This is a genomic window from Kutzneria chonburiensis, from assembly GCF_028622115.1.
GTDB classification, from domain to species: Bacteria; Actinomycetota; Actinomycetes; order Mycobacteriales; family Pseudonocardiaceae; genus Kutzneria; species Kutzneria chonburiensis.
Genome location: NZ_CP097263.1, coordinates 3,535,370 through 3,557,843 on the forward strand (window position 1 = coordinate 3,535,370; position 22,474 = coordinate 3,557,843).

General features: G+C 71.1%; 18 protein-coding genes. 12 read left to right on the top strand and 6 right to left on the bottom strand.

What is annotated here, in order from left to right; translation table 11 throughout:
- Nucleotides 1–45 precede the first annotated feature (45 nt).
- Nucleotides 46–276, bottom strand: a complete 231-nt coding sequence (locus M3Q35_RS15785) for a winged helix-turn-helix transcriptional regulator (RefSeq protein ID WP_273942533.1) — start codon at nucleotides 274–276, stop codon at nucleotides 46–48.
- Between M3Q35_RS15785 and M3Q35_RS15790 the strand changes: the two genes are divergently transcribed.
- Genes M3Q35_RS15790 through M3Q35_RS15800 form a run of 3 tightly spaced genes read left to right on the top strand, consistent with a single transcriptional unit; the run spans nucleotide 218 to nucleotide 2,371 of the window.
- Entirely contained in the window at nucleotides 218–481 is a 264-nt protein-coding gene (locus tag M3Q35_RS15790; RefSeq protein ID WP_273942534.1) for a Cif family virulence factor, read from the top strand. The genes M3Q35_RS15785 and M3Q35_RS15790 overlap by 59 nt on opposite strands.
- A 37-nt stretch (nucleotides 482–518) precedes the next feature.
- Complete coding sequence (locus tag M3Q35_RS15795) at nucleotides 519–1,913, top strand: MFS transporter (RefSeq protein WP_273942536.1); 1,395 nt, start codon at nucleotides 519–521, stop codon at nucleotides 1,911–1,913.
- Complete coding sequence (locus tag M3Q35_RS15800; RefSeq protein ID WP_273942537.1) at nucleotides 1,910–2,371, top strand: winged helix-turn-helix transcriptional regulator; 462 nt, start codon at nucleotides 1,910–1,912, stop codon at nucleotides 2,369–2,371. The genes M3Q35_RS15795 and M3Q35_RS15800 overlap by 4 nt, the downstream gene beginning before the upstream one ends.
- Here the strand turns inward: M3Q35_RS15800 and M3Q35_RS15805 are convergent.
- On the bottom strand, nucleotides 2,351–5,740 hold the full coding sequence (locus M3Q35_RS15805) for an ATP-binding protein (protein ID WP_273942538.1): 3,390 nt from the start codon (nucleotides 5,738–5,740) through the stop codon (nucleotides 2,351–2,353). The two genes, M3Q35_RS15800 and M3Q35_RS15805, sit on opposite strands and share 21 nt — an antisense overlap.
- A 96-nt stretch (nucleotides 5,741–5,836) precedes the next feature.
- On the opposite strand from M3Q35_RS15805, the gene M3Q35_RS15810 reads away from it, so the two are divergent.
- The 5 genes from M3Q35_RS15810 (at nucleotide 5,837) to M3Q35_RS15830 (ending at nucleotide 11,757) form a co-directional block, all read left to right on the top strand.
- On the top strand, nucleotides 5,837–6,454 hold the full coding sequence (locus M3Q35_RS15810; RefSeq protein WP_273942539.1) for a DUF7019 family protein: 618 nt from the start codon (nucleotides 5,837–5,839) through the stop codon (nucleotides 6,452–6,454).
- Nucleotides 6,454–7,140 (top strand): serine/threonine-protein kinase, encoded by a 687-nt coding sequence (locus M3Q35_RS15815; RefSeq protein WP_273942540.1) that lies wholly within the window; start codon nucleotides 6,454–6,456, stop codon nucleotides 7,138–7,140. The genes M3Q35_RS15810 and M3Q35_RS15815 overlap by 1 nt, the downstream gene beginning before the upstream one ends.
- The gene (locus M3Q35_RS15820; RefSeq protein ID WP_273944360.1) at nucleotides 7,086–9,824 is read left to right on the top strand and encodes a WD40 repeat domain-containing protein; all 2,739 of its coding nucleotides are present in this window, start codon (nucleotides 7,086–7,088) and stop codon (nucleotides 9,822–9,824) included. Before M3Q35_RS15815 ends, M3Q35_RS15820 begins: the two co-directional genes overlap by 55 nt.
- 29 nt (nucleotides 9,825–9,853) lie before the next feature.
- Entirely contained in the window at nucleotides 9,854–10,885 is a 1,032-nt protein-coding gene (locus M3Q35_RS15825) for a protein kinase domain-containing protein (protein ID WP_273942541.1), read from the top strand.
- Nucleotides 10,886–11,043: 158 nt separating this feature from the next.
- A complete protein-coding gene (locus tag M3Q35_RS15830) occupies nucleotides 11,044–11,757 on the top strand; it encodes an SDR family oxidoreductase (protein ID WP_273942542.1) in 714 nt (237 codons plus the stop codon).
- Here M3Q35_RS15830 and M3Q35_RS15835 read toward each other — a convergent pair.
- Complete coding sequence (locus M3Q35_RS15835; RefSeq protein ID WP_273942544.1) at nucleotides 11,738–12,193, bottom strand: winged helix-turn-helix transcriptional regulator; 456 nt, start codon at nucleotides 12,191–12,193, stop codon at nucleotides 11,738–11,740. The genes M3Q35_RS15830 and M3Q35_RS15835 overlap by 20 nt on opposite strands.
- Nucleotides 12,194–12,396: 203 nt before the next feature.
- Here M3Q35_RS15835 and M3Q35_RS15840 point away from each other — a divergent pair, with 203 nt between their 5' ends.
- Together M3Q35_RS15840 and M3Q35_RS15845 are read left to right on the top strand one after the other, a co-directional pair.
- A complete protein-coding gene (locus tag M3Q35_RS15840) occupies nucleotides 12,397–13,941 on the top strand; it encodes an APC family permease (protein WP_273942545.1) in 1,545 nt (514 codons plus the stop codon).
- Between the two features lie 53 nt (nucleotides 13,942–13,994).
- Nucleotides 13,995–14,756 (top strand): alpha/beta fold hydrolase, encoded by a 762-nt coding sequence (locus tag M3Q35_RS15845; protein WP_273942546.1) that lies wholly within the window; start codon nucleotides 13,995–13,997, stop codon nucleotides 14,754–14,756.
- Nucleotides 14,757–14,795: 39 nt separating this feature from the next.
- Here the strand turns inward: M3Q35_RS15845 and M3Q35_RS15850 are convergent, their stop codons facing one another.
- Nucleotides 14,796–16,319, bottom strand: coding sequence for a tachylectin-related carbohydrate-binding protein (locus tag M3Q35_RS15850; RefSeq protein ID WP_273942548.1), 1,524 nt, complete (start codon nucleotides 16,317–16,319; stop codon nucleotides 14,796–14,798).
- The gene (locus tag M3Q35_RS15855) at nucleotides 16,316–16,816 is read right to left on the bottom strand and encodes a hypothetical protein (protein WP_273942549.1); all 501 of its coding nucleotides are present in this window, start codon (nucleotides 16,814–16,816) and stop codon (nucleotides 16,316–16,318) included. Before M3Q35_RS15855 ends, M3Q35_RS15850 begins: the two co-directional genes overlap by 4 nt.
- A gap of 265 nt (nucleotides 16,817–17,081) precedes the next feature.
- Between M3Q35_RS15855 and M3Q35_RS15860 the strand changes: the two genes are divergently transcribed.
- Complete coding sequence (locus M3Q35_RS15860) at nucleotides 17,082–20,792, top strand: ALF repeat-containing protein (protein ID WP_273942550.1); 3,711 nt, start codon at nucleotides 17,082–17,084, stop codon at nucleotides 20,790–20,792.
- A 92-nt stretch (nucleotides 20,793–20,884) separates the two neighbouring features.
- Nucleotides 20,885–21,547: a class I SAM-dependent methyltransferase gene (locus M3Q35_RS15865; RefSeq protein ID WP_273942551.1), complete on the top strand. Its 663-nt coding sequence runs from the start codon at nucleotides 20,885–20,887 to the stop codon at nucleotides 21,545–21,547.
- On the opposite strand, the gene M3Q35_RS15870 is transcribed toward M3Q35_RS15865, so the two are convergent.
- Complete coding sequence (locus M3Q35_RS15870; RefSeq protein WP_273942552.1) at nucleotides 21,474–22,457, bottom strand: G1 family glutamic endopeptidase; 984 nt, start codon at nucleotides 22,455–22,457, stop codon at nucleotides 21,474–21,476. The genes M3Q35_RS15865 and M3Q35_RS15870 overlap by 74 nt on opposite strands.
- Between the last annotated feature and the right edge of the window lie 17 nt (nucleotides 22,458–22,474).

Sequence of the window (22,474 nt, forward strand, 5' to 3'; positions counted from 1 at the left end):
TCGGATGAGTCAAGCCATGATCGGCCGAGCCGATCGCGGCATCAATCACCGCAAGGCTTGCAGCGTCTCGCCCGTGCGGTAGAGCTCGATCAGCAGCGGGCGCAGGCTGAGGCCGGCCGGGGTGAGGCTGTATTCGGTCCGCGCCGGGAATCCGCCACGGCGCCGGCGGCGCCGCAGGCCCTGCCGCTCAAGGCCGGTCAGGCGTTCGGTCAGAACCTTGTCGCTCAGGGTCGGCAAACCCGCCGCCAGCTCCGTGAACGAGCGCGGCCCGTGCATCAGATCCCGCAGCACGAGCGTCGCCCACCGACCGCTGATCGCCGCGAGCGCCGCCGTCGAGGCCGTCTACGAGCCCGACGGCCTCCTCGTGCCCACCCCCGGCGCGCCCGTCCAGGTCGAAGGCACCGCCACCGACGTTGCCCGCCGCGGCCCCGACGGCTGCTGGCGCTACGTCATCGACAACGCCCTAGGCACCAGCACCTGACTTGTGTTTACTGAAGTCAGCCCGTACCGTGCTGGCTATGGTAAGCACTAGCCAGGTGGAGAGACGGGTCGGCCGGACGCTGCTCGTGCTGAGCGGGGCGCCGTTTCTGGCCGGCCTGGACCTGTTCGTGGTGAACGTGGCGTTCACGGCGATCGGGCGCGACTTCACGGGGCACACGCTGGCCGACCTGAGCTGGATCCTGAACGGGTACCCGATCATCTACGCGGCGCTGCTGGTCCCCTGTGGACGGTGGGCCGACCGGGTGGGGCACAAGCGGGTGTTCCTGCTGGGACTGGCCCTGTTCACGCTGGCCAGCGCGGCCGCGGCGGCGAGCCCGAGCCTGGCGGCGCTGATCGGGTGCCGGCTGGTGCAGGCGGCCGGTGCGGCGGCGCTGACGCCGACGAGCCTGGGACTGCTGATCCACGCGGTGCCGGCGGAGCAACGGGCCCGCTCGGTGCGGATCTGGGCGTCGATCGGCGCCCTGGCCTCGGCGCTGGGGCCGGTGGTGGGCGGCTTCCTGGTCGAGCTGTCCTGGCGCTGGGTGTTCCTGATCAACGTGCCGATCGGGATCGCCTTGCTGGTGCTGGGAATCCGGGTGATCAGGGACTACCGGGCTGAGGACACCGAGCCGGAGGTGGACGTCGTCGGGGCGGTCCTGCTGACCGTGGGCATCGGGGCGTTGGCGCTGGCCCTGGTGGAGGGGTCGGCGTGGGGATGGACGAGTGCGGGCATCATCACCAGTCTGGCCGTGGCGGTCGCGGCACTCATTGCCTTTGCCGCCAACAACTGGCGGCACCGCTCGCCGATCATCCCGCCGAGCCTGCTCAAGGTCCGCACGTTCGCGTGGTCGACGATCGCGGTGACGTTCTTCAGCGCCACCTTCGGCGCCGGCCTGCTGTCCCGGGTCTTCTGGCTCCAGGACGTCTGGGGCTACTCGGCGATCCAGACCGGCCTGGCCATCGCGCCGGGGCCGCTGATGGTGCCGGTGTTCGCGATGGCCGGCCAAGCCATGACCAGACGGGTGAGCACGGGCGTCATCGCGGCCACGGGCTGCCTGCTGTGGGCGGCCGGCACCGTGTACATGCTGCTGGCGGTCGGCCCGGAACCGCACTACTTCACCGAAATGCTGCCGGCCTGGCTGATCACCGGTATGGGCGTCGGTCTGGCCATGCCGACGATGCTGTCCTCGGCCACGGCCGAGCTCCCGCCGGCCCGCTCGGGCACCGGCAGCGCCGTGGTGAACATGGCCCGCCAGGTCGGCACGGTGTTCGGCATCGCCTTGCTGGTGGCGATCCTCGGCTCCCCCACCGGTTACGCCGAGCAGCACCGGGCCTTCACCAACGTGTTCTGGATGGTGACGGTGATCGGAGTCGTCGCGGCGGTGGCGAGCCTCGGCCTCACGCAGCGGCGAAAGGCTAGGCTGGCGGCATGAGACGAGAGGGCGCGCTGGCCGACCTGGGCTCGTGGCAGCCGACCCGGTGCTCCCTCGCGCTGGCCATGGACGTGATCGGCACCAAGTCGGCGTTCCTGTTGCTGCGCGAGGCAATCTATGGCACCACGCGGTTCGACGACTTCGTCCGCCGGGTGGGCATCACCGAGGCGGTGGCGGCGGGACGGCTCAAGGAGCTGGTCGAGGCCGGCATCCTGGCCAAGCAGCCGTACCGCGAGCCCGGGCAGCGCACGCGCAGCGAGTACGTGCTGACGGAGAAGGGCGAGGCGCTGTTCCCGGCGATGCTGGCCCTGATCCAGTGGGGCGACGAGTACCTGCAACCGGACGGCGGCCCGGTCGAGTTCGTGGCCGACGAGACCGAGGCCGAGGTCCGCGTGGATGTCCGTACGGACCAAGGTGATCGGGTCGGGCTGGACGGCCTACGGCTGCGCCGCCGCTGACCGGGCCCGCGCCCGCTGGATGTCCCATCGGGCGCCGAATTCCGAGTACACCTCGACTGCCTCGGCCAACGTCACGGCGGCGTCGGAATGCCCGCGGGTCGCGTGCAACACGGCCAGATCCTCCAGCGCCGCACCGAGTTCCACGGCCCGGCCGATCCGCCGGTAGTGCTCGACGGCCTCCAGCGCGAACGACGGATCCCCGGTGACCATGGCCTGGCAGCGCAACGCGGCGGTGTAGGCCCGGGCCGGGGTCTGCTCACGGGCGGCCTCGTCCTGGCATTGTTCCAAAGCCTCACGCGCGACCGCGGTATCCCCCACCTGCAAGGCCAATCGGGCGAGGTCGGGCAACCACTGATGCCGCAACGTCATCTGCGAGTAGTCGGCCCGCAGATTGGGCTTCAGCAGCGACGCGGCCTCGTCCAGCCGGCCGTCCCGTTCGGCCGCAACCGCTTGCGCGGCAACGAGGAAGTCACAGTTCTCCCGCTCGGCCGGGCTGGCCACCGGCAGCTCGGCGGCGGTCAGCAGATGGGCGTCCGCGGCGTCGTCGTTCCCGCGCCGCAACGCGATCAGCGCCGCGACACCGTGCAGCAGGAGCAGCGTGACGGTGCTCTCCCGCAGGCCGTAGAAGGTCATCTCCGGGCTGTCCTGCACGACGGCGTCCAGCTCGGCCAGCGCCTCGTCCCACCGCCCGGTCCAGTAGTGGTGCACGGCGGCCGGCAGGTGCAGCTCGGTCGGCACGGCGTGCTGGCGGCCGAGTTCCCGCGCGAACCGGATCGTGCCGTCGATCTCGCTCAGCCGGTCCAGGTTCTGCAACGTGAAGAGGCGGTTGTCCAACAGGCTCAGCCGCATGCCGACCAGTTCCGGCACGTCGGCCACCACGGTGATGGCCTCGTCCACGACCTCGATCGCCGCCGCGTGCTCACGCCGTACCGAGTGCACGACCCACAGCTCCTGCAACCCGTGCGCGGTGGCGAAGGCATCGTGGCATTCCTGCCCAAGCTTGACACCCCGCCGGGCGCTGACCGCGCACGCCGTCAGGTCCTGGTTGCCGGTGCGCTCGCCGATGGCGGTGAGGACCTCGTGCCGGGCCTTCCAGAAGTCCGGGATGTCCGGCCGCTCAAGGGATCCACGCAGCATCTCCACGGCGGCCGCGCCCTGCCCGCGTCGGCACAGGATGTGCGCGAGAATGGACCGCATCTCCGACAGCCGCTCGACGTCGCGAGTACGGCCGATCACGTACCGCACCTCGGATTCCGGCACGCCGCCGAGGGCGAACGACAGCCGGGCCAGCTCGGCGGTCAGCACCTCGCGGGCCAACGCCGTCAGCGTCGGCATGGCCAGGGCGCGGCCGATGAGCTCCATGGTGATCTGCGGGGCCAGCAGGCCGAGCCGGGAGGCGTTGTCCTGCAACCACGTCACAACCCACGCCTCGACCGCGCCGGGTACGGCCAGCAGCTGCTCGGCCACCTGCTCCAGCGGCGCGCCAGCCTTGGCCAGCGCCTGCGCGGCGTGGTTGTGCAGGGCCAGTCGGACAGCGCTGGGCGTGCCCTCGTACAGCGCCTGCCGGATCAGGCCGTGCCGGAACGCGAGGTACTCCCCCGTCGCCACCACCACGTTGCCGGCGATCGCCTCTTCCAGCAGGGTGATCAGCGTCGGCACCGGCCGGTCGCTGACCACGGACAGGTCGCTGACGGTGAACTGGCCGCCCAGCAGCGAGGCCCACTGGAGGACCTCCCGCACGGTGGGCGACAGGAAGCTCAGCCGCCGGGTCAAGACGGCCACCAGCGAACTCGGCGCGTCGGCGGCGGTGCCGTGCTGGATCTCCGCGCTGCCGTCGGCCACGGTGATGGCATTCTCACGGGACAACGCGTCCAGGAGTTCCCTGACGTACAAAGGGTTTCCGCCGGCCCGGGCGGTCAAGGTGCGCAGCTCCGGACCCGGCGGCGCACCCACCGACTGCCTAACGATGTCGACGACATCGTTGGCGCTCAACGGTTCCAGGTCGACGACGAACCCGCCTTCGGCGGCCAGCCGCACCTGCGCGACCTGTGGCCGGCGCGGCAGCGTCCGGGCACTGGCCACCAGCAGCAGCGGCAGCCGGGTCGTGGCCCGGGAAAGCCGGTGCCACACCAGCAAACTGGCTTCGTCAGCCCATTGCACGTCATCCAGCACGAGCAGCAGCGGTGCGTCCTCGCAGAGCGTCTCCACGAAGGACAGCAGCCGGTCGACCGCCGCCGCGATCGGGTCGCTGCCCGGTAACAAGCCATTGGCCGGGCCGTGCAGGCTCTCGGCCAGCTCGACCCGGCGCGGATCGACGGAACGCCCGTCCACCTCAAGGCAGTCGAGCACGGCCCGCAGCGGAAAGCGTTGTCCCAGCTCGTCGGCCACCGCCCAGCCGAGCTGGCAGCCGGCCTGCTCGGCCCCGGCCAGGCCGGCCGCGAGCAGCGAGGACTTGCCGATGCCGGGCTCGCCCTCCAACCAGACGACGCCGCCACGGCCGGTCACCAGGTCGGCCAGCATGGCCTGCATGCGGGCGACTTCGCGGGCCCGGCTGACGAAGCCTTCGGGCACGCGGGCGTGATGGCCGGCTCGCGCCGACACCACCGGCTTGACCTCGCCCGTCTGTAACTGCTGGAACAACGTGGCCAGCGGCGGGCTCGGCTCGATGCCGAGCTCGTCCAGCAGCAGGGTTTCGGCCTCGCGGTAGACGTCCAGCGCCTCGTCGCGGCGGCCGGCCCGGTGCAGCGCGGTCATCAGCAGCGCCCGCAGGCTTTCCCGCAGCGGATAGGTCCGGACCAGGTCGGTCAGCTCGCCGATCACGTTGCCGGCCTGGCCCAGGCCGAGCATGGCCTCGGCCCGCTGTTCCTGAGTGGCCAGTCGCAGCTCGGCCAAGCTGGCCCGGCAGCGCTGCGCGAACGGTCCAGGGATGCCACCGAAGGCCTCGCCGTGCCCCAGCGCCAGCGCGGCGTCCAGGGCTCGCAGCGCCGGGCCCGGCGATCCGGACGCGAGCAAAGCGGCCGCGTGCTGCCGAAGTTCCTCGAAATCGGTCAGGTCCACGTGCACATGCAGCACGTAGCCGGCGCCGGAAGACTCCAGGAGTTGACTGGGGGCGCGGTTGGGCCGCCCCGGCTCCAGGGCGCGGCGCAGGTCCGAGATGTACGTGTAGAGGCTGCCTTCGGCGCTGGCCGGTGAATCCTCGCCCCAGACGCCGTCGATCAGCTCGCTGCGGGACACCACCTTGCCCACACTCGCCGCCAGCATGGCGAAAACCGCCCGCTGCCGCGGCGGTCCCAGCGGGATCTCGCCGCGATCGGACCAGGCGCGGACCGCGCCGAGCAGTTCCACCTTCACCGAGGGCGCTGTCCCCACGACCGGGAGCATACCGACCGGGCGAAAGCCCCGTGATCCGCCCGGCGCGCCTTGTAGCCTGAGCCGAGCGGAGTAATCCAGACAGAAGGGGGCCGTGTGTCGCTGCGGTACTACTACTACATCAGCGATGCCAAGGTGGACATGCTGCTGCCGCAGGTCGATCCGGGCTTCGCGGCCAAGCGCACCACCGAGTTCGGCATCGGCCTGAATCCGCTCAGCGGCAAGCGCAAGCGGGAGACCACCCCGGATCGTGTCGTCCGGCTGGAGCGCGTCATCCAGCACATCGACGACTTCTGCGACGTGGGCACGATCGACGAGCCCGGCCAGTACTTCCGGGGCCGGCTGGCCATGCGCGTGCAGCAGGCGCCCGGCTTCGTCTACTTCGCCGGCGCCACCGGGGACACGGTGGTCGGCCTCGGCGGGTCCAGTGGTCACATCATCGGCGGGGCCAAGCCGAAGGAGGACGACGGCACCGCGCGGTCGATGTTGCCGGGCATGGTCCAGGGCCTGACCGCGATCTCCGACGACGAAGCCCCGGACGGCGCGCTCGAGCTGGCGTATCTGGCGCAGCGCAACGCCCGCGGCGACGAGCAGGAGGTGGAGTTCATCGCCAAGCGGCTGCGGCACGGGCCGAGCCCGTATCCGGAGCTGGACGGCGGCCGGTCGGTGAATGTGCTGGTCGGGAGCCCGCTGTTCGTCGCACTGGCCGACTGATGACCTGGCAGCCGGGCGAGACCGTGCTGGGCCTGTACGAGGTCAAGGACGTCCGCAGCGGCGGCATGGGCGTGGTGCACCGGGTGCGGCACCTCGGCTGGCAGGTGGACCTGGCGGTGAAGACGCCCCGTCCGGAGAAGGTCACCACGGCCGAGGATCGCCGGCACTTCGAGCGTGAGGCCGGCACGTGGGTGAACCTCGGCCTGCACCCGCACACCGTGAACTGTGTCTACGTGCGCACGATCGACGCCGCGCCACGGGTGTTCGCCGAGTGGGTGGACGGCGGCAGCGTCGCCGACGCGGTGGCGCGCGGCGGTCTGACACCGGCCCGGATTCTGGACCTTGCAGTCCAGATCGCCTGGGGATTGGCGCACGCGCACGCGGCCGGCCTGGTGCACCAGGATGTCAAGCCGGCCAACGTGATGCTCGATCCGGACGGCACCGCCAAGGTCACCGATTTCGGTCTGGCCAAGGCGATACAGCCCGCGGAGGACGCGCCGGCCGGCGTCAGTTTCGGCGGCATGACACGGCCGTACCGCTCCCCGAGCAGGCCGACGCCGTGGCCGGCCAGGCCGGGGTGCGCATCACGGCGGCGTCGGACGTGTGGTCATGGGGCGTCACGGTGCTGGAGATGTTCGCCGGCGGATGGACGACCCCCTACGGGGAGGCGGCCGACGCGGCGCTGACCATGCTGCTGGAGGAGGGACTGCGCCTGCCATCGGCAGTGAGTCTGTTGCTACGGGCCTGTTTCGCCGACGATCCCGCGCGGCGGCCGACCGCACTCGACGTCGCCGCGCACTTGATCGACATCTACCCGGAGGTCGCCGGCGCGGCCTATCCGCGGTCGCAGCCCAAGGCGGCTCGACTGCTGGCCGACGGTCTGTCCAACCAGGCCCTCTCCATGCTCGACCTCGGCCGGGTCGACGAGGCGGAGGAGCTGTTCCGGGGCGCGATCACCGCCGATCCGTACCATCTGCCGGCGGTCTACAACCGTGGCCTGCACAAGTGGCGGACCGGCGTCGCCATGGGTGAGGAAGTTGTGTCCGATGTGGAGGCTGCGTGGGCGGCCGATCCGTCCGACAGCCTCGGGTCCTTGCTGCTGGGCCTCGTTCAGTTGGAACGGCACGAGGACGAGTGGGCCGGCACGCTGCTACTGAAGGCCGATCAGTCCTCAGTGGACGTCCAGGCAGCGTTGGCAGTACTGGAAAAGCGCCCGCCTCGCGTGCAGATCGACCTGAAGCGCCCGGATGTCACGGCCATCGCGCTCAGCGCGGACGGTTCTCAGGTGCTGTTCGGCGACAAGGCCGGTCAGCTGGTGCTGTGGACGCCAGCCAAGGGCACCGGTTGGCGGGCACAGCGCACCCTGACCCGTCGCGGTGACCCCGTCACCGCCGCCGCGCTGAGCGCAGACGCGACGGTCGGCGTTGTCCTCCGTGGTCAAGCGGTCGAGCTGTGGGACTTGCGGCGGGGGCGGCAGCGACGGGGCCCGCACGCGATGTGCGCGATCGCGGTGAGCGCTGACGGCCGTTTCTATGCCACAGGCGATGTTCCCGGCACGGTATCGGTGTGGTCGGCCGAGAATGACCTGCTCATCGCCGGAGTGGCTCCGGGCTTGGGGAAGGTCGGCGCGGTCGCGTTGAGCCCGGACGGCAGCCGGGTCCTTGCCGCCTTCCTCGACAGCGACGACAGCAGTGTCCGGGCCTGGGACGTGGCCACCCGCTCCCTCACGACCGTGCTGACCGGCCGGCGACCGGAGCTGCCGCGCGGCTGGCCCAATTCGTCCAATGTGGACTTCGCTGCGCTGAGCGCGGACGCCGGCCACGCCGTGGTGGCCTGGTGGCGGGGACCGCTCGTGACGTGGGACGCGCAGCGGGATGTCGTGCTGGGCGAGGTGCCGGACCGGCACTCCGACATCAACACCGTGGTGCTCGCCGGCACGACCATGGTGAGCAACGACGTCCGGCCGGTCCGGGTCTGGGACGCGCCGACCGGCCGCTGCCTCGGCACGCTCAGCCGCGGCCCGGACGGCACGACCGGCCCCGCGGCGATCTCGGCCGACGCGCGGATCGCCGCGTTCTGGACCATAGAGTCCATCTCGATCCGGTCCGTGCCGACCGCCGACTACCGAGCGCCCTGGTGTTACGCCCGTCCCCGGGCGGTCGAGGACCTGATCAGCACGGACGACACGTTCCGAGGCCGGATGGACCGGGTGCGGGAGCTCACCGAGCGGGAACGGTTCGCCGAGGCCGCCGCGGTGTTGCGGTCCGTTCAGGAGGGGCCCGACTTCGCCCGCAACCAGGACGTCCGGGAGGCGTGGGCCGCGCTCGGACCCCATGGCAGCAGGGCGAAACTGCTCGGCGGCTGGCCCGTGTTCACGTTCGAGGGCAAGGTCGAGCTGATCGAGCCGCCGGTCGTGGCGCTGCGCTCGGACGGCCGCTACATGGCGACCTGCCGGCGCTCGGGCGAGGTCGACCTGTGGGACTTCCCGAACTCGGAGCGGCTGCTGACGTTCGCGCCCGGCGAGGGTGGTTGGGCCGAGGAGGTCCGCTTCGCGGCCGACGGCATGATGCTGCTGGTCCGAAGCTTCCCCGGACTGATCCGCCAGCTCGACCTGTCCGACGGCAGCCGGCGGATCTACCCCGACGACAACGGTGTGCTCACCGCGTTCGCCGTCACCCCGTCCGGCCACCGGATCCTCATCGGCGACGAGCACGGCACGCTGCGCCAGCGGGAACTACCGTCGGGCCGGCTGCTGCGCGAGCTCGCCGCCGACGGCCTGGTCGATGCGGTGGCGATGAGCCGGGACGGCCGGCGCCTGGCGGCCGTGGCCATGGGCCTGCACGTGTGGGGCGACCAGCCGGCGCCGACGTTCGTGGTCCCGTTCCAGGCCGGCTACGCGGCGCCGCTGTTCAGTCCGGACGGCAACACCGTGTTCGCCTCGCTCACGGAGTCGACCGCGGCGTGGGACGTGGCGACCGGGACACTCAAATACCAGGTGCACGGCGTCAGTTCGCCGGTCGAACGGCGACTCGCGCTGAGCGGTGACGGCCGATTCGGTGCGACACCGGCACGACACGGTCTGGCGGTGTGGTCGACCGACACCGGCGAGGTGGTGCGGACACTGCGGATGACCAGTGCGATCAAGGCGCATGCGCTCAGCGCCGACGGCACGTTCGCGGTCACCGCCGACGCGGACCGTCGTCTCCAGGTCTGGGATCTGCGCACCGGCGACTGCCTGCGGACGATGGCGTCGCATGAGCACGACATCATCGACCTGATGCTGGGCGACGACGGCCGGTGGCTGCTGACGACCGACTCCGGCACGAACGTCTGCGGCTGGGAACTCGTGTGGGAGTACGACATCCCATGATGCGACTGTCCTATGCGGACCATTCACTGGTGATCACCAGCCCGTGCGTGATCGGCCGGGGGTCGGAGTGCGACTTCCGGATCGCCGGCGATCCCAAGGTGTCGCGGCGGCACTGCGTGATCGACGGCGTGACCGTGCACGACCTGGGCAGCCGCAATGGCACGATCGTCAACGGGGAAGCCACCACCACCGCCGAACTGCACGACGGCGACGAGCTGCTGATCGGCGACACCACGGTGCTCGTCACCATGTTTCCCCATGTGGTCAGGGAATTGGGGCGCGGCGCGCAGGGCGTGGTCGAGCTGGTCGAACAGGCGCCGGGCGACTTCGTCGCCGTGAAGACCCTCGACGACGCCGTGGACCCCGAGACCCGCGCCGACTTCCAGCGTGAGCTGGACTGCACGAAGGCATTGCGGCACAAGCACATCGTCGAGTACCGCGGCAGCGATTCCGTCAACGGCGTGCCCCGGATCCGTTACGAGTACTGCGCCGGCGGCACCGTCACCGGCCCGCTGCCGATCGACCGGGCGGTTTCCCTGACCCTGCAAGCCCTCGACGCCCTTGCCTATGCCCACACCGCCGACATCCCCGTCCGCCTGGCCGACGGCAGCACCGCCGTCGGGCACGGTCTTGTGCACCGGGATCTCAAGCCGCAGAACCTGTTGCTCACCGCCGACGGCCGCCTCAAGATCGCCGACTTCGGCCTGGCCAAGGCCTTCGACCAGGCCGGCCTGTCCGGCCGTACCCGCACCGGGGCGATGGGCGGCACCGTCGCCTTCATGCCCCGGCGGCAGGTCCTCGACTTCAAGTACGCCCGGCCGGCGGTCGACGTCTGGGCCATCACCGCCTGCCTGTACTGGATGATCACCGGCCAGCCCCCGCGCGACTTCCCGCCCGAGGTCAACCCGGTCACCGTCGTCCTACGCCGGCCGCCCCTCCCCATCCGCGACCGGCTCCCCACCGTGCCGGCGGCACTGGCCGAGGTCATCGACGCCGTCCTGACCGACACGATCGAACCGACCGCCGCCGACCTCGCGGCGGCGCTGATGGGAGCACAGTGATCTGGCCACACCGCCGGCCCAACCCGGACCGACGGCGCGTCCAACCGAACTGAGCACACCTTCCACGCCAACCCGACCCCTCTCACCCCAGCTGACTTTACTTTTGAAACTCACGTCCGGTAGCGTTCGCCGCATCGCACCCCACCTGGGAGGACACGATGAAGATCACCGGATCGACGGCGCTGGTCACCGGGGCCAACCGCGGCATCGGCCTGGCCATCGCGCGGGCACTGCTGGCAGCGGGGGCGGCGAAGGTCTATGCCGGGGCGCGTGACCCGAAATCGGTCACCGATGACCGGCTCACGGCGGTGAAACTGGATGTGACCAGCGAGGACGACATCGCGGCGGCGGCCGAGCTTGCGTCCGATGTGGACATCGTGGTCAACAACGCCGGTGTGAGCGGCCCGGAGGCACAGCTGCTGACGGGCTCGCTGGACGTGGCCCGAGCGGTGATGGAGACGAACGTGTTCGGGCCCTGGCGGATCACCCGCGCGTTCGCCCCGATTCTGGCGGCCAACGGCGGCGGGGCGCTGGTCAACGTGCTGTCGGCCGGCTCATGGGCGGCGATGAGCGCGGCGCCGGCCTACACGGCGTCCAAGGCGGCCGAGTGGTCGCTGACCAACGCGTTCCGGCTGGGCCTGGCCAAGCAGGGGACGCTGGTCGTCGGCGTGCACTCCGGCTTCGTCGACACGGACCTGAGCTCGAAGGTCCGGGCCACCAAGATCAGCGCGGAGGACCTGGCCGACCAGGTCGTGCGGGCGCTGGCCGAAGACCGCGCCGAGGTGCTGGCCGACGACTTCACGGTCGCCACCCGCCGCGCACTGGCCGACGGTGTCGAGGCGATGCAGGCGATCACCCCGTTCGCCGGCTGACCGGGCCCAGGATGTCCACATCGGACGGTGCAACCTCGCGGCCGTCGGCCGTCACGAAGCCCACGTGCAGAGCCTCCCCGGTGGCCCGCGACCGGCGCGCGACCGACGGCCCGGCCGGCCGCGGCCGGTGCCGGTCGCCCCACTGCTGGAAGGCGCCGAGAATGGGCAGCAGATCACGGCCGGCATCGGTCAGGTGATAGCTCTGCCGGTGCCGGCTGCCGGCCTCCTGATAGCTGCGCAGCCGCAGCACCCCGGCCTCGACCAGCGTCTTCAGCCGCGTGCTGAGCAGGTTCGGGGCCACCCCGAGCGCACCCTGGATCTCGGCGAACCGGTGCTGCCCGAGGAAGATCTGCCGCAGGATGAGCAGCGACCACCGCTCGCCCAGCACCTGAAGGCTGCGCTCGATGGAGCAGCTCGGGAAGTCCTCCTCCGCCACCGGCCCTCCTCCTGCTGACTTCACATCCTGTATTCAGGATGGCAAACCGCCGCCTCCCGACGCAACCGCGCTTTTGGCCACATCCCCCGTCGGCTGATCGCCACGACGGCCGCCGGTCCCGTATCTTTCCTCCTCGGCCCGGAGTGCGATCGGTCGTGAATCCGGAACGCTGTGCCCTGCCCCACCACCGTCCCGGAGGAGAAATGACCGAGGTCGTCGCGCACGCCGTCCCCCCTTCCACCGAGAGCAAGGGATTGCGCGCCGGCACGCTGAGCATGGTGTCGTCGGTGGTCATCGGGACCGCCTCGACCGCGCCGGCCTACTCCATCGCGGCCACGCTGGGCCTGCTGGTGATCGCCGGCACCGGCTTCCAGGCGGCGTCGTTCGTGCTGTTCGCGTTCGTGCCGGTGATGTTCGTCGCGCTCGCGTTCCGTGAGCTGAACTCGGCCGAGCCGGACTGCGGCACCAACTTCACGTGGGCCACCCGCGCGTTCGGCAGCAAGGTCGGCTGGATGTCCGGCTGGGTGGTGACGATCGCCCAGCTGCTGGCCATGACCAGCCAGTCGGCCATCTCGGGCAAGTACACGCTGCTGCTGTTCGGCGCGGACGGCCTGGCCGACAACAAGTACGCCACGATGGCCGTCGGGCTGGCGTGGCTGGTCCTGCTGTGCTGGATCTGCTACCGCGGCATCGAGGTCTCGGCCAGGCTCCAGTGGGTGCTGCTGGCGGTCGAGCTGACGGTGCTGGTGATCTTCTCCGTGGTCGCGCTGTACCAGGTGTTCAACGGCACGGCCGGCCCGCAGGCGTCGACGCCGTCGCTGAGCTGGCTGCTGCCGACCGGCATCGGCGCGGGCGCGCTCATCGCCGCCACGCTGCCGGCCGTGTTCCTGTACTGGGGCTGGGACAGCTCGGTCTCGGTGAACGAGGAGTCGGCCGACCCGCGGCGCGGGCCGGGCAAGGCCGCTGTGCTGTCGACGGTGTTGCTGGTACTCAACTACGTGATCGTCACGATCGCCGCGCTGGCCTTCGCCGGCATCGGCCAGACCGGCATCGGCCTCGGCAACCCCGCCAACTCCGACGATGTGCTGGCCGGCCTGGGCGCCGCGGTGTTCGGCGACGGCTCGTTCGGCAAGATCATGGGGGTTCTGCTGGTCGTCTCGGTGCTGACCAGCGCGGCCGCCAGCAGCCAGGCCACGATCATGCCGTGCGCCCGCACCACGCTGTCGATGGCCTCGCACGGCGCGCTGCCCGAGGTGTTCGCCAAGGTGCACCCGCGGTACCTCACGCCGACCGTGTCCACCTGGGCCTTCGGCATCGTGTCCTTCGCCCTGTACGTGCTGTTGTCGCTGCTCAGCGACAACGTGCTGGCCGACTCGGTGAGCGCGGTCGGGCTGTGCATCGGCGTCGAGTACGCGATGACCGCGCTGGCCTGCGTGTGGATCTTCCGCAAGACCCTGCTCGGCAGCGTCCGCAACTTCTTCCTGCGCGGGGTGCTGCCGCTGATCGGCGGGCTGTTCTTCGCGATGGTGCTGGTGTTGGCGGTGATCTACTACGCGCAGCCGGACAGCGGTGAGACGACGATCTTCGGCGTCGGCGGTGTTGCGGTGATCGGCGTGCTGGCCATCGCCATCGGCGTGCCGCTGATGGCCGTGGTCTACCGGGGCTGCCGCGCGTTCTTCACGGGGCGCAGCCTGCCCCGCGGCTCCGTGCCGGCCGACGGCGACTCGATCGTCGCCAACGGCGCCTGAAACGTGCCCTCGACGACCGTGACTTCGGCGGCCGGCGTGACGCAGGATGCGGTATGAGCATCGAACTCGCGTATCGGGGCAGCGCCGGCACCGATCGCACGGTCGTGTTGGTGCACGGCAATTCGTCCTCCTCGGCGGTCTGGCAGGGCTTGCTCGGCGGTCCGTTCGGGCAGCGATTCCGTTGCCTCGCCTTGGATCTACCCGGCCACGGCGCGTCGCCGCGGGGCACCGACTACTCGGTGCCCGGGCACGCGTCGGCGGTGGCGGCGTTCCTGTCGTCGGTGCAGGCCGAGGACGCCGTGCTGGTCGGCTGGAGCCTGGGCGGGCACGTCGCGCTCGAGGCGGCGGCCCAGCTGCCCCAGGTCCCGGGCCTGGTGCTGTTCGGCACGCCGCCGGTCGCTACCGCCGACGACCTGGCCCGGGGATTCCTGCCCAATCCGGCGATGGGCGTGGGATTCCAGGGCGAGGTGAGCACCGACGACGCCCTCCGGTACGGGACCGCGATGCTGTCGCCCGGCTCGTCGGTGTCGCCGGAGGTGTTCGTGTCGGAGATCCTCGCCACCGACCCCGGTGCCCGCGCCGGTCTCGGGGCCAGCATCGCCGAAGGTCGAACCGTCGACGAGCTCGCACTGGTCAAGGCCTTCGGACGGCCGCTGCTCGTGCTGCACGGCGGCGAGGACCAGTTGGTGTCACTGGACTACCTGCGTTCAATCGGATTGAACGTCGATGTTGTGCCCGGCGTCGGGCACGCCATCCCGGTCGAGGCGCCGGAGCTGCTCGGGCAGCGGCTGACGGCGTTCATCGACAGCTTGTGACGGAAGCGGGGTGCCGCCGTCGCGGCACCCCGCCCTGGCTCACCTCGGTGCGATCGTGCAGGCGGACGGGTCCGCGGACACGTGGATCTCGGTGTTCCATCCGGTGCCGACGACCTTGCCGAAACCGTCCGGCGCCCCGGCCGCCCAGGTGGCGGTGTTGTCGTCGTGGCGGTACCAGCGCAGCACCGGCCCGGACGAGTCGGAGTGACCGCGCCCGTACAGGATGTCCGCGCCCGGCGAGAAGATCTCGCTGAACACCTCCCAGCCCGCGCCCGCGGCCTCGTCCCGCTCCAGCCAACGGCCGGTGCCGAACGAGTACTCGAACCGGGTCAGCACACCGGACGGCGTGCGGGCGTACAGCACACCGTCACCGGCCGCGGTGATCGAGTTGAACCGACCCCAGCCGGTGTCCAGCACCTGCCCGACACCGTTCTCCCACGAGTTCGTGGTCTCGTTCCAGACGAACACGCGAAGCTCGCCGGCGGCGTTGATCTCGTAGATCCGGCCCTGCGAGTCCACGGTGACCTTGTTGGCGTTCTCCGGCGCCAAGAACGGCTGCCAGCCGCTGCCGACTTGGTTGCCGCCGCTCCAGTTGTGCCCGTCCCAGACCCAGCGCTTGAGATCGCCGTCGTGGTACGGATCGGAGCCACCGAGGGCGCGGTGGATGTCCCAGACCACGCCGTGCGGGCCGGCCAGCATGCGCCCGAACCAGCCGTTGCCGATCGGGTTCTGCGGCTGCACCCAGGAGAACGTACCGCCGGTCGGGTCGTTGTGCTGGTACAGCCACAGGTTTCCGTCGGAACGGGCCGACCACACCAGCACCGGCCGGCAGGTCACCGACGACGGCGCGGTCTGCTGACCGATCCTAGTGGCCAGATCGTCCGTACGGGCCCCGACCGTGCCCTGACGGGTCTCGGTCGAGCCAAGGCAACCGTGCTGCCACGACGAGGTCGTGATCCCGACCAGCTCGGTTTTTCCGTTGCCCTCACGGAAAACCGGTCCACCGGCGTCGCCCTTGCACGCGTCCGCCCCGTTCACGCCGGTCAGCGTCAGCGACGCGGCATCCGTCGAGGCGACGGAGAACGTGGTGGTGCGCAACACGTTCGGCACCCACTCGGTCTCCGTGCGGCCGTATCCCGTCAGCCGCACCGTGTCGCCGGCCGCCGCGGGCGTGGTGGCCAAGGCGATCGGCGCGACGCCGGCGACCGCCCGGTCCAGCTTGGCCAGCATGGCGTTGCGACCGTTGGACGGCACCAACTTCGCCACCTGCGCGACGGTGCCGGACGTCCCGGACAGATCCGTCCGTCCAATCACGACAGTGGCCGGCGCCGTCGGCGCGCCGCCTTGCGCGTTCTCCGGGAAGCAGCTGGCGGCGGTGAGCACCCATGCCGGGGCCACCAACACGCCGCTGCACGCACGGTCGGCCATGCTCACCTTGGCGGTAAACGCATACGTGCCAAAGGAAACCGGCGCACTGGCGGTGAGGGCCGATGCCGGCGTCGCGGTGATGGCCATGCCGGTGGCGACGACCGCCAGCGCGCCGACGACCGCGCTCCGCCTCACGAGGATGCCTTGAGCTCGAGCAAGGTCGCGGAGTCCGTGCCGGCGCCGACGCCGATGCCCGTCCAGCCGTTCTTGGCCACGGACACCGTGCTGCTCTGGCCGTCGACCGTCACGGTCGCCTGCACGGCGTGGTTGTCGCCCTTGACCTGATAGGCGTCCACGAGCTCCAGCTTGAGGTAGCCGGTCGGCCCGCTGACCTGGAAGCAGTAGTGGCCGGGATCGGAGCCGTGGTCGTTGCTGTTGAACGAGTGCACCTCGATGAGGCCGGCCACGTTGACGCAGTTGACCAGCATGAGGTGGCCGTCCCCGCTGATCAGCTTGATGCCCCGGTCGGCGAGGATCTTGGCCGCGCCCGGGTAGCTGAAGTCCTCGACGGCCGACGGCATCCCGCTGTCGTCCTGTGCCGTCTGTCTGTCCGCCATGCTCGCTCCGACGGACAGCGCCGCCACCGTGCCGACGACGGCCGTGGTGAGCAGTGCTCGGGTGATGACTCGCATGATCGCTGATCCACTCCTGTTCGATCCTGTCGAGGCAGCACGCGACAGCACAAGGTGGATCCCCCGGCCGACGCTCGCCCCCCTCATTCGCCGACGGAGCTCAAGCTAGGTGGGCGACCGAGGCAAAGTCAAGAACTCCCCAAGGGCACCCCGGTGCGCTAGCATCCGCCGCCGGGGGTAGCGATCGACTTCGGCTGTCACCATGTCCGCGATCTGTTGCCACGCCTCATATTCTGCCGCGTTCCGACGGAGGACACGAGCATCCATGAGACAGTTGACCAGAGCGATCGGCACCATAGTTGCCGCTTCGCTGGCATTCGGCGCAGCCGTGGTTCCCTCGGCCACCGCCGACACCCCGCCTACCGGTGAGCGCCAGAAACTGCTGGCGCTGATCACCGACGGCGGGCCGGTGATCGCGAGCGCCGCCGAGGCCGCGCTGTGCGGCAGCGACGACGACGTGCACACGTTCATCAGCACCCGCCTGCCGTTCATGCAGGAGACGCAGGACCGCGTCACGGTGCAGCAGATGATCAACAGCGGCGGGCCGGCCACCCAGCAGGCCGCGAACACCGCGTTGAGCGGCAACATTGGTGCCGTACGAGGCTTTCTGACCACGGGCTGGCAGCAGCCGTGGAAGGATGACATCCGCATCCGGATCAGCCGGTTGCAGTCGGCCGCGACCGGGCCGGTGGTCAGGCAGGCGGCCACTACCGCCCTCAACGGCTCGGTCGACGACCAAATGGCGTTCCTGGGCAGCGGCTGGCAGCAAGCCCAGGACAACGACGACCGGATCGCCGTGCAGCTGTTGGTCAACAACGGTGGCACAGCGGTGAAGCTGGCCGGCAACCAGGCGCTGTCGACCAACATCGAGAACGTACGGCAGTTCCTGCGCAACGGTTTCCAGGTCGCGCAACAACGTGACGAGGAAACCGCGACTGTCTCGCAACTGGCCACGCTGGCCCAGACTGCCGAGGGCAGGTCGGCATCTTTCAACCAGGCGGCGCAGGAAGCGGCCGCGCAGGCCGTCGCCGCCGCGGCGGCGGCCAAGGCGGCCGCGGCAACAGCGGCCGACGAAACCAAGAAGGCACAAGGATCTGCGGCCCAGGCGGCGGACGCCGCTTCGCGAGCGGCCAGCGCCGCCACGCGCGCCGCGCAAGCCGCGCAGACGGCCATCCGCTCGGCGCAGGCGGCAACCAACGCCGCCCGCGAGGCGTCAAACGCAGCCAGCCAGGCCGCGTGGGCGGCGTCCAAGGCGGGCGAGGCGGCGGCAAATGCCCGCAACGCCGCCGCGGCGGCAGCCACCGACAAGGGCAAGGCCGAGGACGCTCGCAACGCCGCGCAGGCCGCACGTGACGCCGCACGCGGCGCGCGGTCGGTCGCGGAGGCGATCGACCAGGCCGTCGCCGCGTCCCGACAGGTCGCCATCGCTGCGCAGGCCGCGGCGTCCGCCGCCGGCGACTCCGCCGACGCGGCCGCGGCTTCGCGGGAAGCCGGCGGCTGGGCGGCGAAGGCCGGCGCGAGCTCGGCTCAGGCCGCCGCGGCGGCCGATCGGGCCCAGCGCAACGCCGACGAGGCCAAGCGGGCCGCCGGCACCGCGATGGCGCTGGCCAACGAGGCCGCCAATGACGCTGCACAGGCCCGTCAATTCGCACTGGACGCCGCTACCCATGCCGATGCCGCAGCGGCGGCGGCCGATGACGCCGCCAAGCACGCGGGCGAAGCCGCCGGCGCGGCGGATCGTGCCGACGCCGCGGCCCGGGAAGCCGACACCGAGGCCACGGCGGCGCAGAATGCCGCGGACCAGGCCAAGAAGACGGCCGACCTGGCCCGCCGGGCCGACGCCGAGCGGTTGGCCGAGCAGCAGTCCCAGGCCATGCGTGACGCCGCCGACGCCAAGCAGCAGGAGCAGGACCGGGTCACCGCGGCCGTGTGGCAGGTGGGCAAGCCCGAGCAGTTCGACCAGCAGACCCAGGCTCTGCTCACTGAGGCCGGCAACCCGGCGACCGCGCCCGCTGTCGCCGCCTCCGACGGCCGCCGCGCCGCTGCCCGGCTTTGGCACAGCGCCGGTCCGCAGGTTCGGCTCGCCGCCAAGGCGGCGCTCGGTGGCGCGGACGCCGATGTCGCGACGTTCGTACGGAGCGGGCTGGCCGCCGCCGTCGAGCGCGACGACCGGTACAGCCTGTCCGTCGCCGCCGGCGCTTCCCTGGTGCCGGCGCAGCGCGCCGCCGCCCACGCCGTCGAGACCGGCACCCACGACCAGGTCAACCAGTTCCTGGTGACGCGGGCGTACCAGGGCAAGATCGACGACGACCGGATCGCGGTGCAGCGGATCCTCAACAACGGCGGCCCGATCACCCGGGCGGCCGCCAACCGGGCGCTGTCCGGCACCCCCGATGACGTGCAGCAATTCCTTGCCACCGGCCGTTTCCGGGCCGCCGAGGACGACGACCGGGCCGCGGCGCAGGTGATCCTGAACAACGGCGGGGCCGAGGTGAAGGCGGCCGCGAACGCCGCGTTGTCCGGCCCGTGGTCGTACGTGCGGCAGTTCTTGCAGGTCGGCCAGTACCAGGCCCAGCTGCGGGATGCCGACGCCGCTCAGCACGTCGCCGAGATCAACGGCTACCTGGCCAACGCCACCCAGGCCGCGGCCAACGCCAAGCAGAACGCGGCGTTGGCCCACCAGGCCGCCGCCACCGCGCGCAACGCCGCTGACGAGGCGGCGTACTGGGCCGACCAGGCCAAGCAGTCCGCCGCAGCGGCCGGCAAGGCCGCCGCTGACGCCAAGAAGTCGGCCGACGACGCCAGCCAGTCGGCGGCCGACGCGGCAACATCCGCGTACCAGGCCAAAAACGCCGCCGCCGCGGCGCAGGGCAGCGCCAACGCCGCCAAGAACTCGGCCGCGGCCGCCGCTCAGTCGGCCGCCCAGGCCAACGAGTTCGCGGCCCAGGCCCAGGCCGCCGCCGCGCAGGCCCTGCTGGATTCCCTGGCCGCCGGCCAGGCCTCCGCCGACGCCAGTGCGGCGGCCGCCGAGGCGTGGAACATCGTTTCGCAGAAGAAGGCCCAGGACACCGCGCGCAAGGCGGTCACCGATGTGCGCAGCGAGGTCCAGAAGCTGCGCGACGCCGCCGCGGCCGTGGTCAAGGACCACCCCGAGATGCAGGCCCTGATCGACGCGGCCGACCAGCTGCTGCACATGATCGACCAGATCGCCCAGGGCACCCTCGACTTCGTCCGCGACCACGCCGGCGAGCTGCTGTCGCTGATCCAGCACCTGATCGAGATCGGCGGCGGGCTCGGCCTCACCCTGGTCGGTTTGGCCGACGTGGCCGGCGGTGTCGCGACGTGCGGCGAGCTGATCACCGCCGGCGCCGAGGGCGGCGCCACGGTCGGCCTCGCCTTCGACGGCGTCGGAGCCATCCCCGGCGGCGTGCTCGGCGGCCTCGCCGGCCTGGTCGGCTGCGCCTTCGGCGGTCCCGGCGAGCAGGTCGTCACCGGCGCCGGCCTCACCGCGACCGGCCTGATGATGGCCATGGACGGCCTCAACGGCGCCGCCGACAACCTCGAGAACATGGCCAAGCACCCGGGCTTCCTCGAGGGCGCGTCGGAGCAGAAGGTCTACAACAGCCCGACCGCGAGCGGGCGGGTGGAGATCACCGACTTCGACAAGATCGAGAGCGGTGTGCTGTGGGAGGAGAAGAGCGCGGTCAGCGTGCGCAACCCGATGACCGGGGCCAATGACCCGGCCGGCTGGGTCAGGGACCAGGTGGCGGCCAAGTTCGACAAGTACCTCGACGCTCGCGCCAACGGCTACCTGGCCGACGGCCGCAAGATCGCGGACGCGTACAAGGACGCGCCGATCGGACTGCGAATGACCACGCCCGGCGTAGCGCCGGAGCTGCGGCAGGCCATCGAGGACGGCGTCGACGCCTATCGGAAGGCGCATCCCGGCCTGGACGTGCGAGTGGAGTTCAGATAGCCGGCAACGGGTGGCCGCCGTTCGGCGGCCACCCTTTGCTGTTTCGGCAAATAACGTTGCCGGCGTTACCGCTGGTCGGGCAGGTTCGAGGCATGCGGACCATGGACCAGCAGTACTGGGACGATCTCTACGGCAGCCGGGAACAGCTGTTCAGCGGCAACCCGAACGGCGTGCTCGTCACGGAGGTCACGGACCTCGCGCCGGGGCAGGCGCTGGACGTCGGCTGTGGGGAGGGAGCGGACGCCCGGTGGCTGGCCGGGAAGGGCTGGCAGGTGACGGCCGTGGACATCTCGCAAACGGCGATCGACCGGGCGGCGAGCGGGCCGAGCATTGGCATCGCCTGGACCCGGGCCGATCTGGCGGTCGCGCCGCCGCCGGCGAACTCGTTCGACCTGGTGTCGGTGCAGTACTTCCCGCTGGCCAAGGCGAATCCCCGGCAGCTGCACAACATTCTCGCGGCGGTGGCCCCGGCCGGCACGGTGCTCGTGGTCGGCCACTCCCCCGACGAGCTGCCGGAACAGTTCGACCGCAACGACTTCTACTGGCCGGCGGAGATCGCCGAGCTGTTGGACGACACATGGACGGTGCTGGTGAACGAGACGCGCCCGCGCACGGTGCCGGCCCCGGAGGGAACGGGCCACGTGAACGACACCGTGCTGCGGGCGGTGAAACGTCAGGACATCACGGACAGGCCGGCTGGCCCGGATGGCCGCAGGGCGGACCCTGCTGGAACGGCTGGTAGTAGCCGTCGGTGAACCCGCCGCCGTCGGCACTGAGCGCGCCGGGGATGGCGACGGTCTGGTAAGAGCCGAAGGCGTACTGCTGCATGCTGATCGGCTGCGCCCCACCGGCCCGGATGGACGAACAGGAACCACCCTGCACGTAGGCCAAGGCCCAGCAGCTGTTGGAGAACGTCACGGTGTGGAAGTCGGCCAGCGGCAGAATGCCGCCGGAATAAGGGGCTTCCACGATCCATTCGGCCGTCGTCCCGGGCGGTGACGACGTCAGCGGCACGCTCACGCAGGTGCCGATGGTGAAGTTGCAGACCCCGGCCTGGGCGCCGCTGGCCGTGTACAGGCCGACGCCGCCGACGAAATCGCCGGGATGCACGGGCAGGTTGTTGATCCGCCGCTCGCTGCCGGTGTCGCCGATGCCGCCGACGATCTCGTACCACGCGTAGTAGGTCGTGGCGCCGTTCGGGGCGACGTCCTGCGTGGTGCCGGCCTGGATCAGCGCCCCGTTGCCGGCGTTGAAGCCGCCGCCGATGCCGGCCCACGTCGACGAGTAGTAGCCGGTGGTGGAGTAGCCGGGCACCGGCGCGGTCACGGTCGGCACGGTCCAGCCGCCCTGCGCGTAGTTGGCGTGCTGCGTGACCTGGTAGCCGGACCAGTTGTTGGACAACAGGTTGTTCACCCTGGGCGCGCCGTCGTGCCGGATCCCGGTCGCGGTGCAGCTCAGGGTGGTGAGCCAGGTGACGTGCCGGCTCAGCGCCTCGGCGAACAGGCCGCCGGACGCGGCGGTCGGCACGACCGCGCCGCGGGCGCTGGTGCAGCCGTCGGCACCGGCGCCCAGAACCGTTGTGGCCGGCGCGGCGGTCGCCGGGACCGCCCCGGCGACCAGGCAGCCGGCGATCGCCAGCGCGGCCAGCCATCGTGATCTTCGCATCTGTCCACCTCTCGGTC

What these genes read in the sequence shown, in the direction of transcription:
- M3Q35_RS15860 (WP_273942550.1), top strand. Translation starts at nt 17,082, where the DNA reads ATGAGACAGTTGACCAGAGCGATCGGCACCATAGTTGCCGCTTCGCTG.
- M3Q35_RS15795 (WP_273942536.1), top strand. Translation starts at nt 519, where the DNA reads ATGGTAAGCACTAGCCAGGTGGAGAGACGGGTCGGCCGGACGCTGCTC.
- M3Q35_RS15840 (WP_273942545.1), top strand. Translation starts at nt 12,397, where the DNA reads ATGACCGAGGTCGTCGCGCACGCCGTCCCCCCTTCCACCGAGAGCAAG.
- M3Q35_RS15815 (WP_273942540.1), top strand. Translation starts at nt 6,454, where the DNA reads ATGACCTGGCAGCCGGGCGAGACCGTGCTGGGCCTGTACGAGGTCAAG.
- M3Q35_RS15870 (WP_273942552.1), bottom strand. Translation starts at nt 22,457, where the DNA reads ATGCGAAGATCACGATGGCTGGCCGCGCTGGCGATCGCCGGCTGCCTG.
- M3Q35_RS15855 (WP_273942549.1), bottom strand. Translation starts at nt 16,816, where the DNA reads ATGCGAGTCATCACCCGAGCACTGCTCACCACGGCCGTCGTCGGCACG.
- M3Q35_RS15785 (WP_273942533.1), bottom strand. Translation starts at nt 276, where the DNA reads ATGCACGGGCCGCGCTCGTTCACGGAGCTGGCGGCGGGTTTGCCGACC.
- M3Q35_RS15865 (WP_273942551.1), top strand. Translation starts at nt 20,885, where the DNA reads ATGCGGACCATGGACCAGCAGTACTGGGACGATCTCTACGGCAGCCGG.
- M3Q35_RS15820 (WP_273944360.1), top strand. Translation starts at nt 7,086, where the DNA reads ATGTTCGCCGGCGGATGGACGACCCCCTACGGGGAGGCGGCCGACGCG.
- M3Q35_RS15800 (WP_273942537.1), top strand. Translation starts at nt 1,910, where the DNA reads ATGAGACGAGAGGGCGCGCTGGCCGACCTGGGCTCGTGGCAGCCGACC.
- M3Q35_RS15845 (WP_273942546.1), top strand. Translation starts at nt 13,995, where the DNA reads ATGAGCATCGAACTCGCGTATCGGGGCAGCGCCGGCACCGATCGCACG.
- M3Q35_RS15830 (WP_273942542.1), top strand. Translation starts at nt 11,044, where the DNA reads ATGAAGATCACCGGATCGACGGCGCTGGTCACCGGGGCCAACCGCGGC.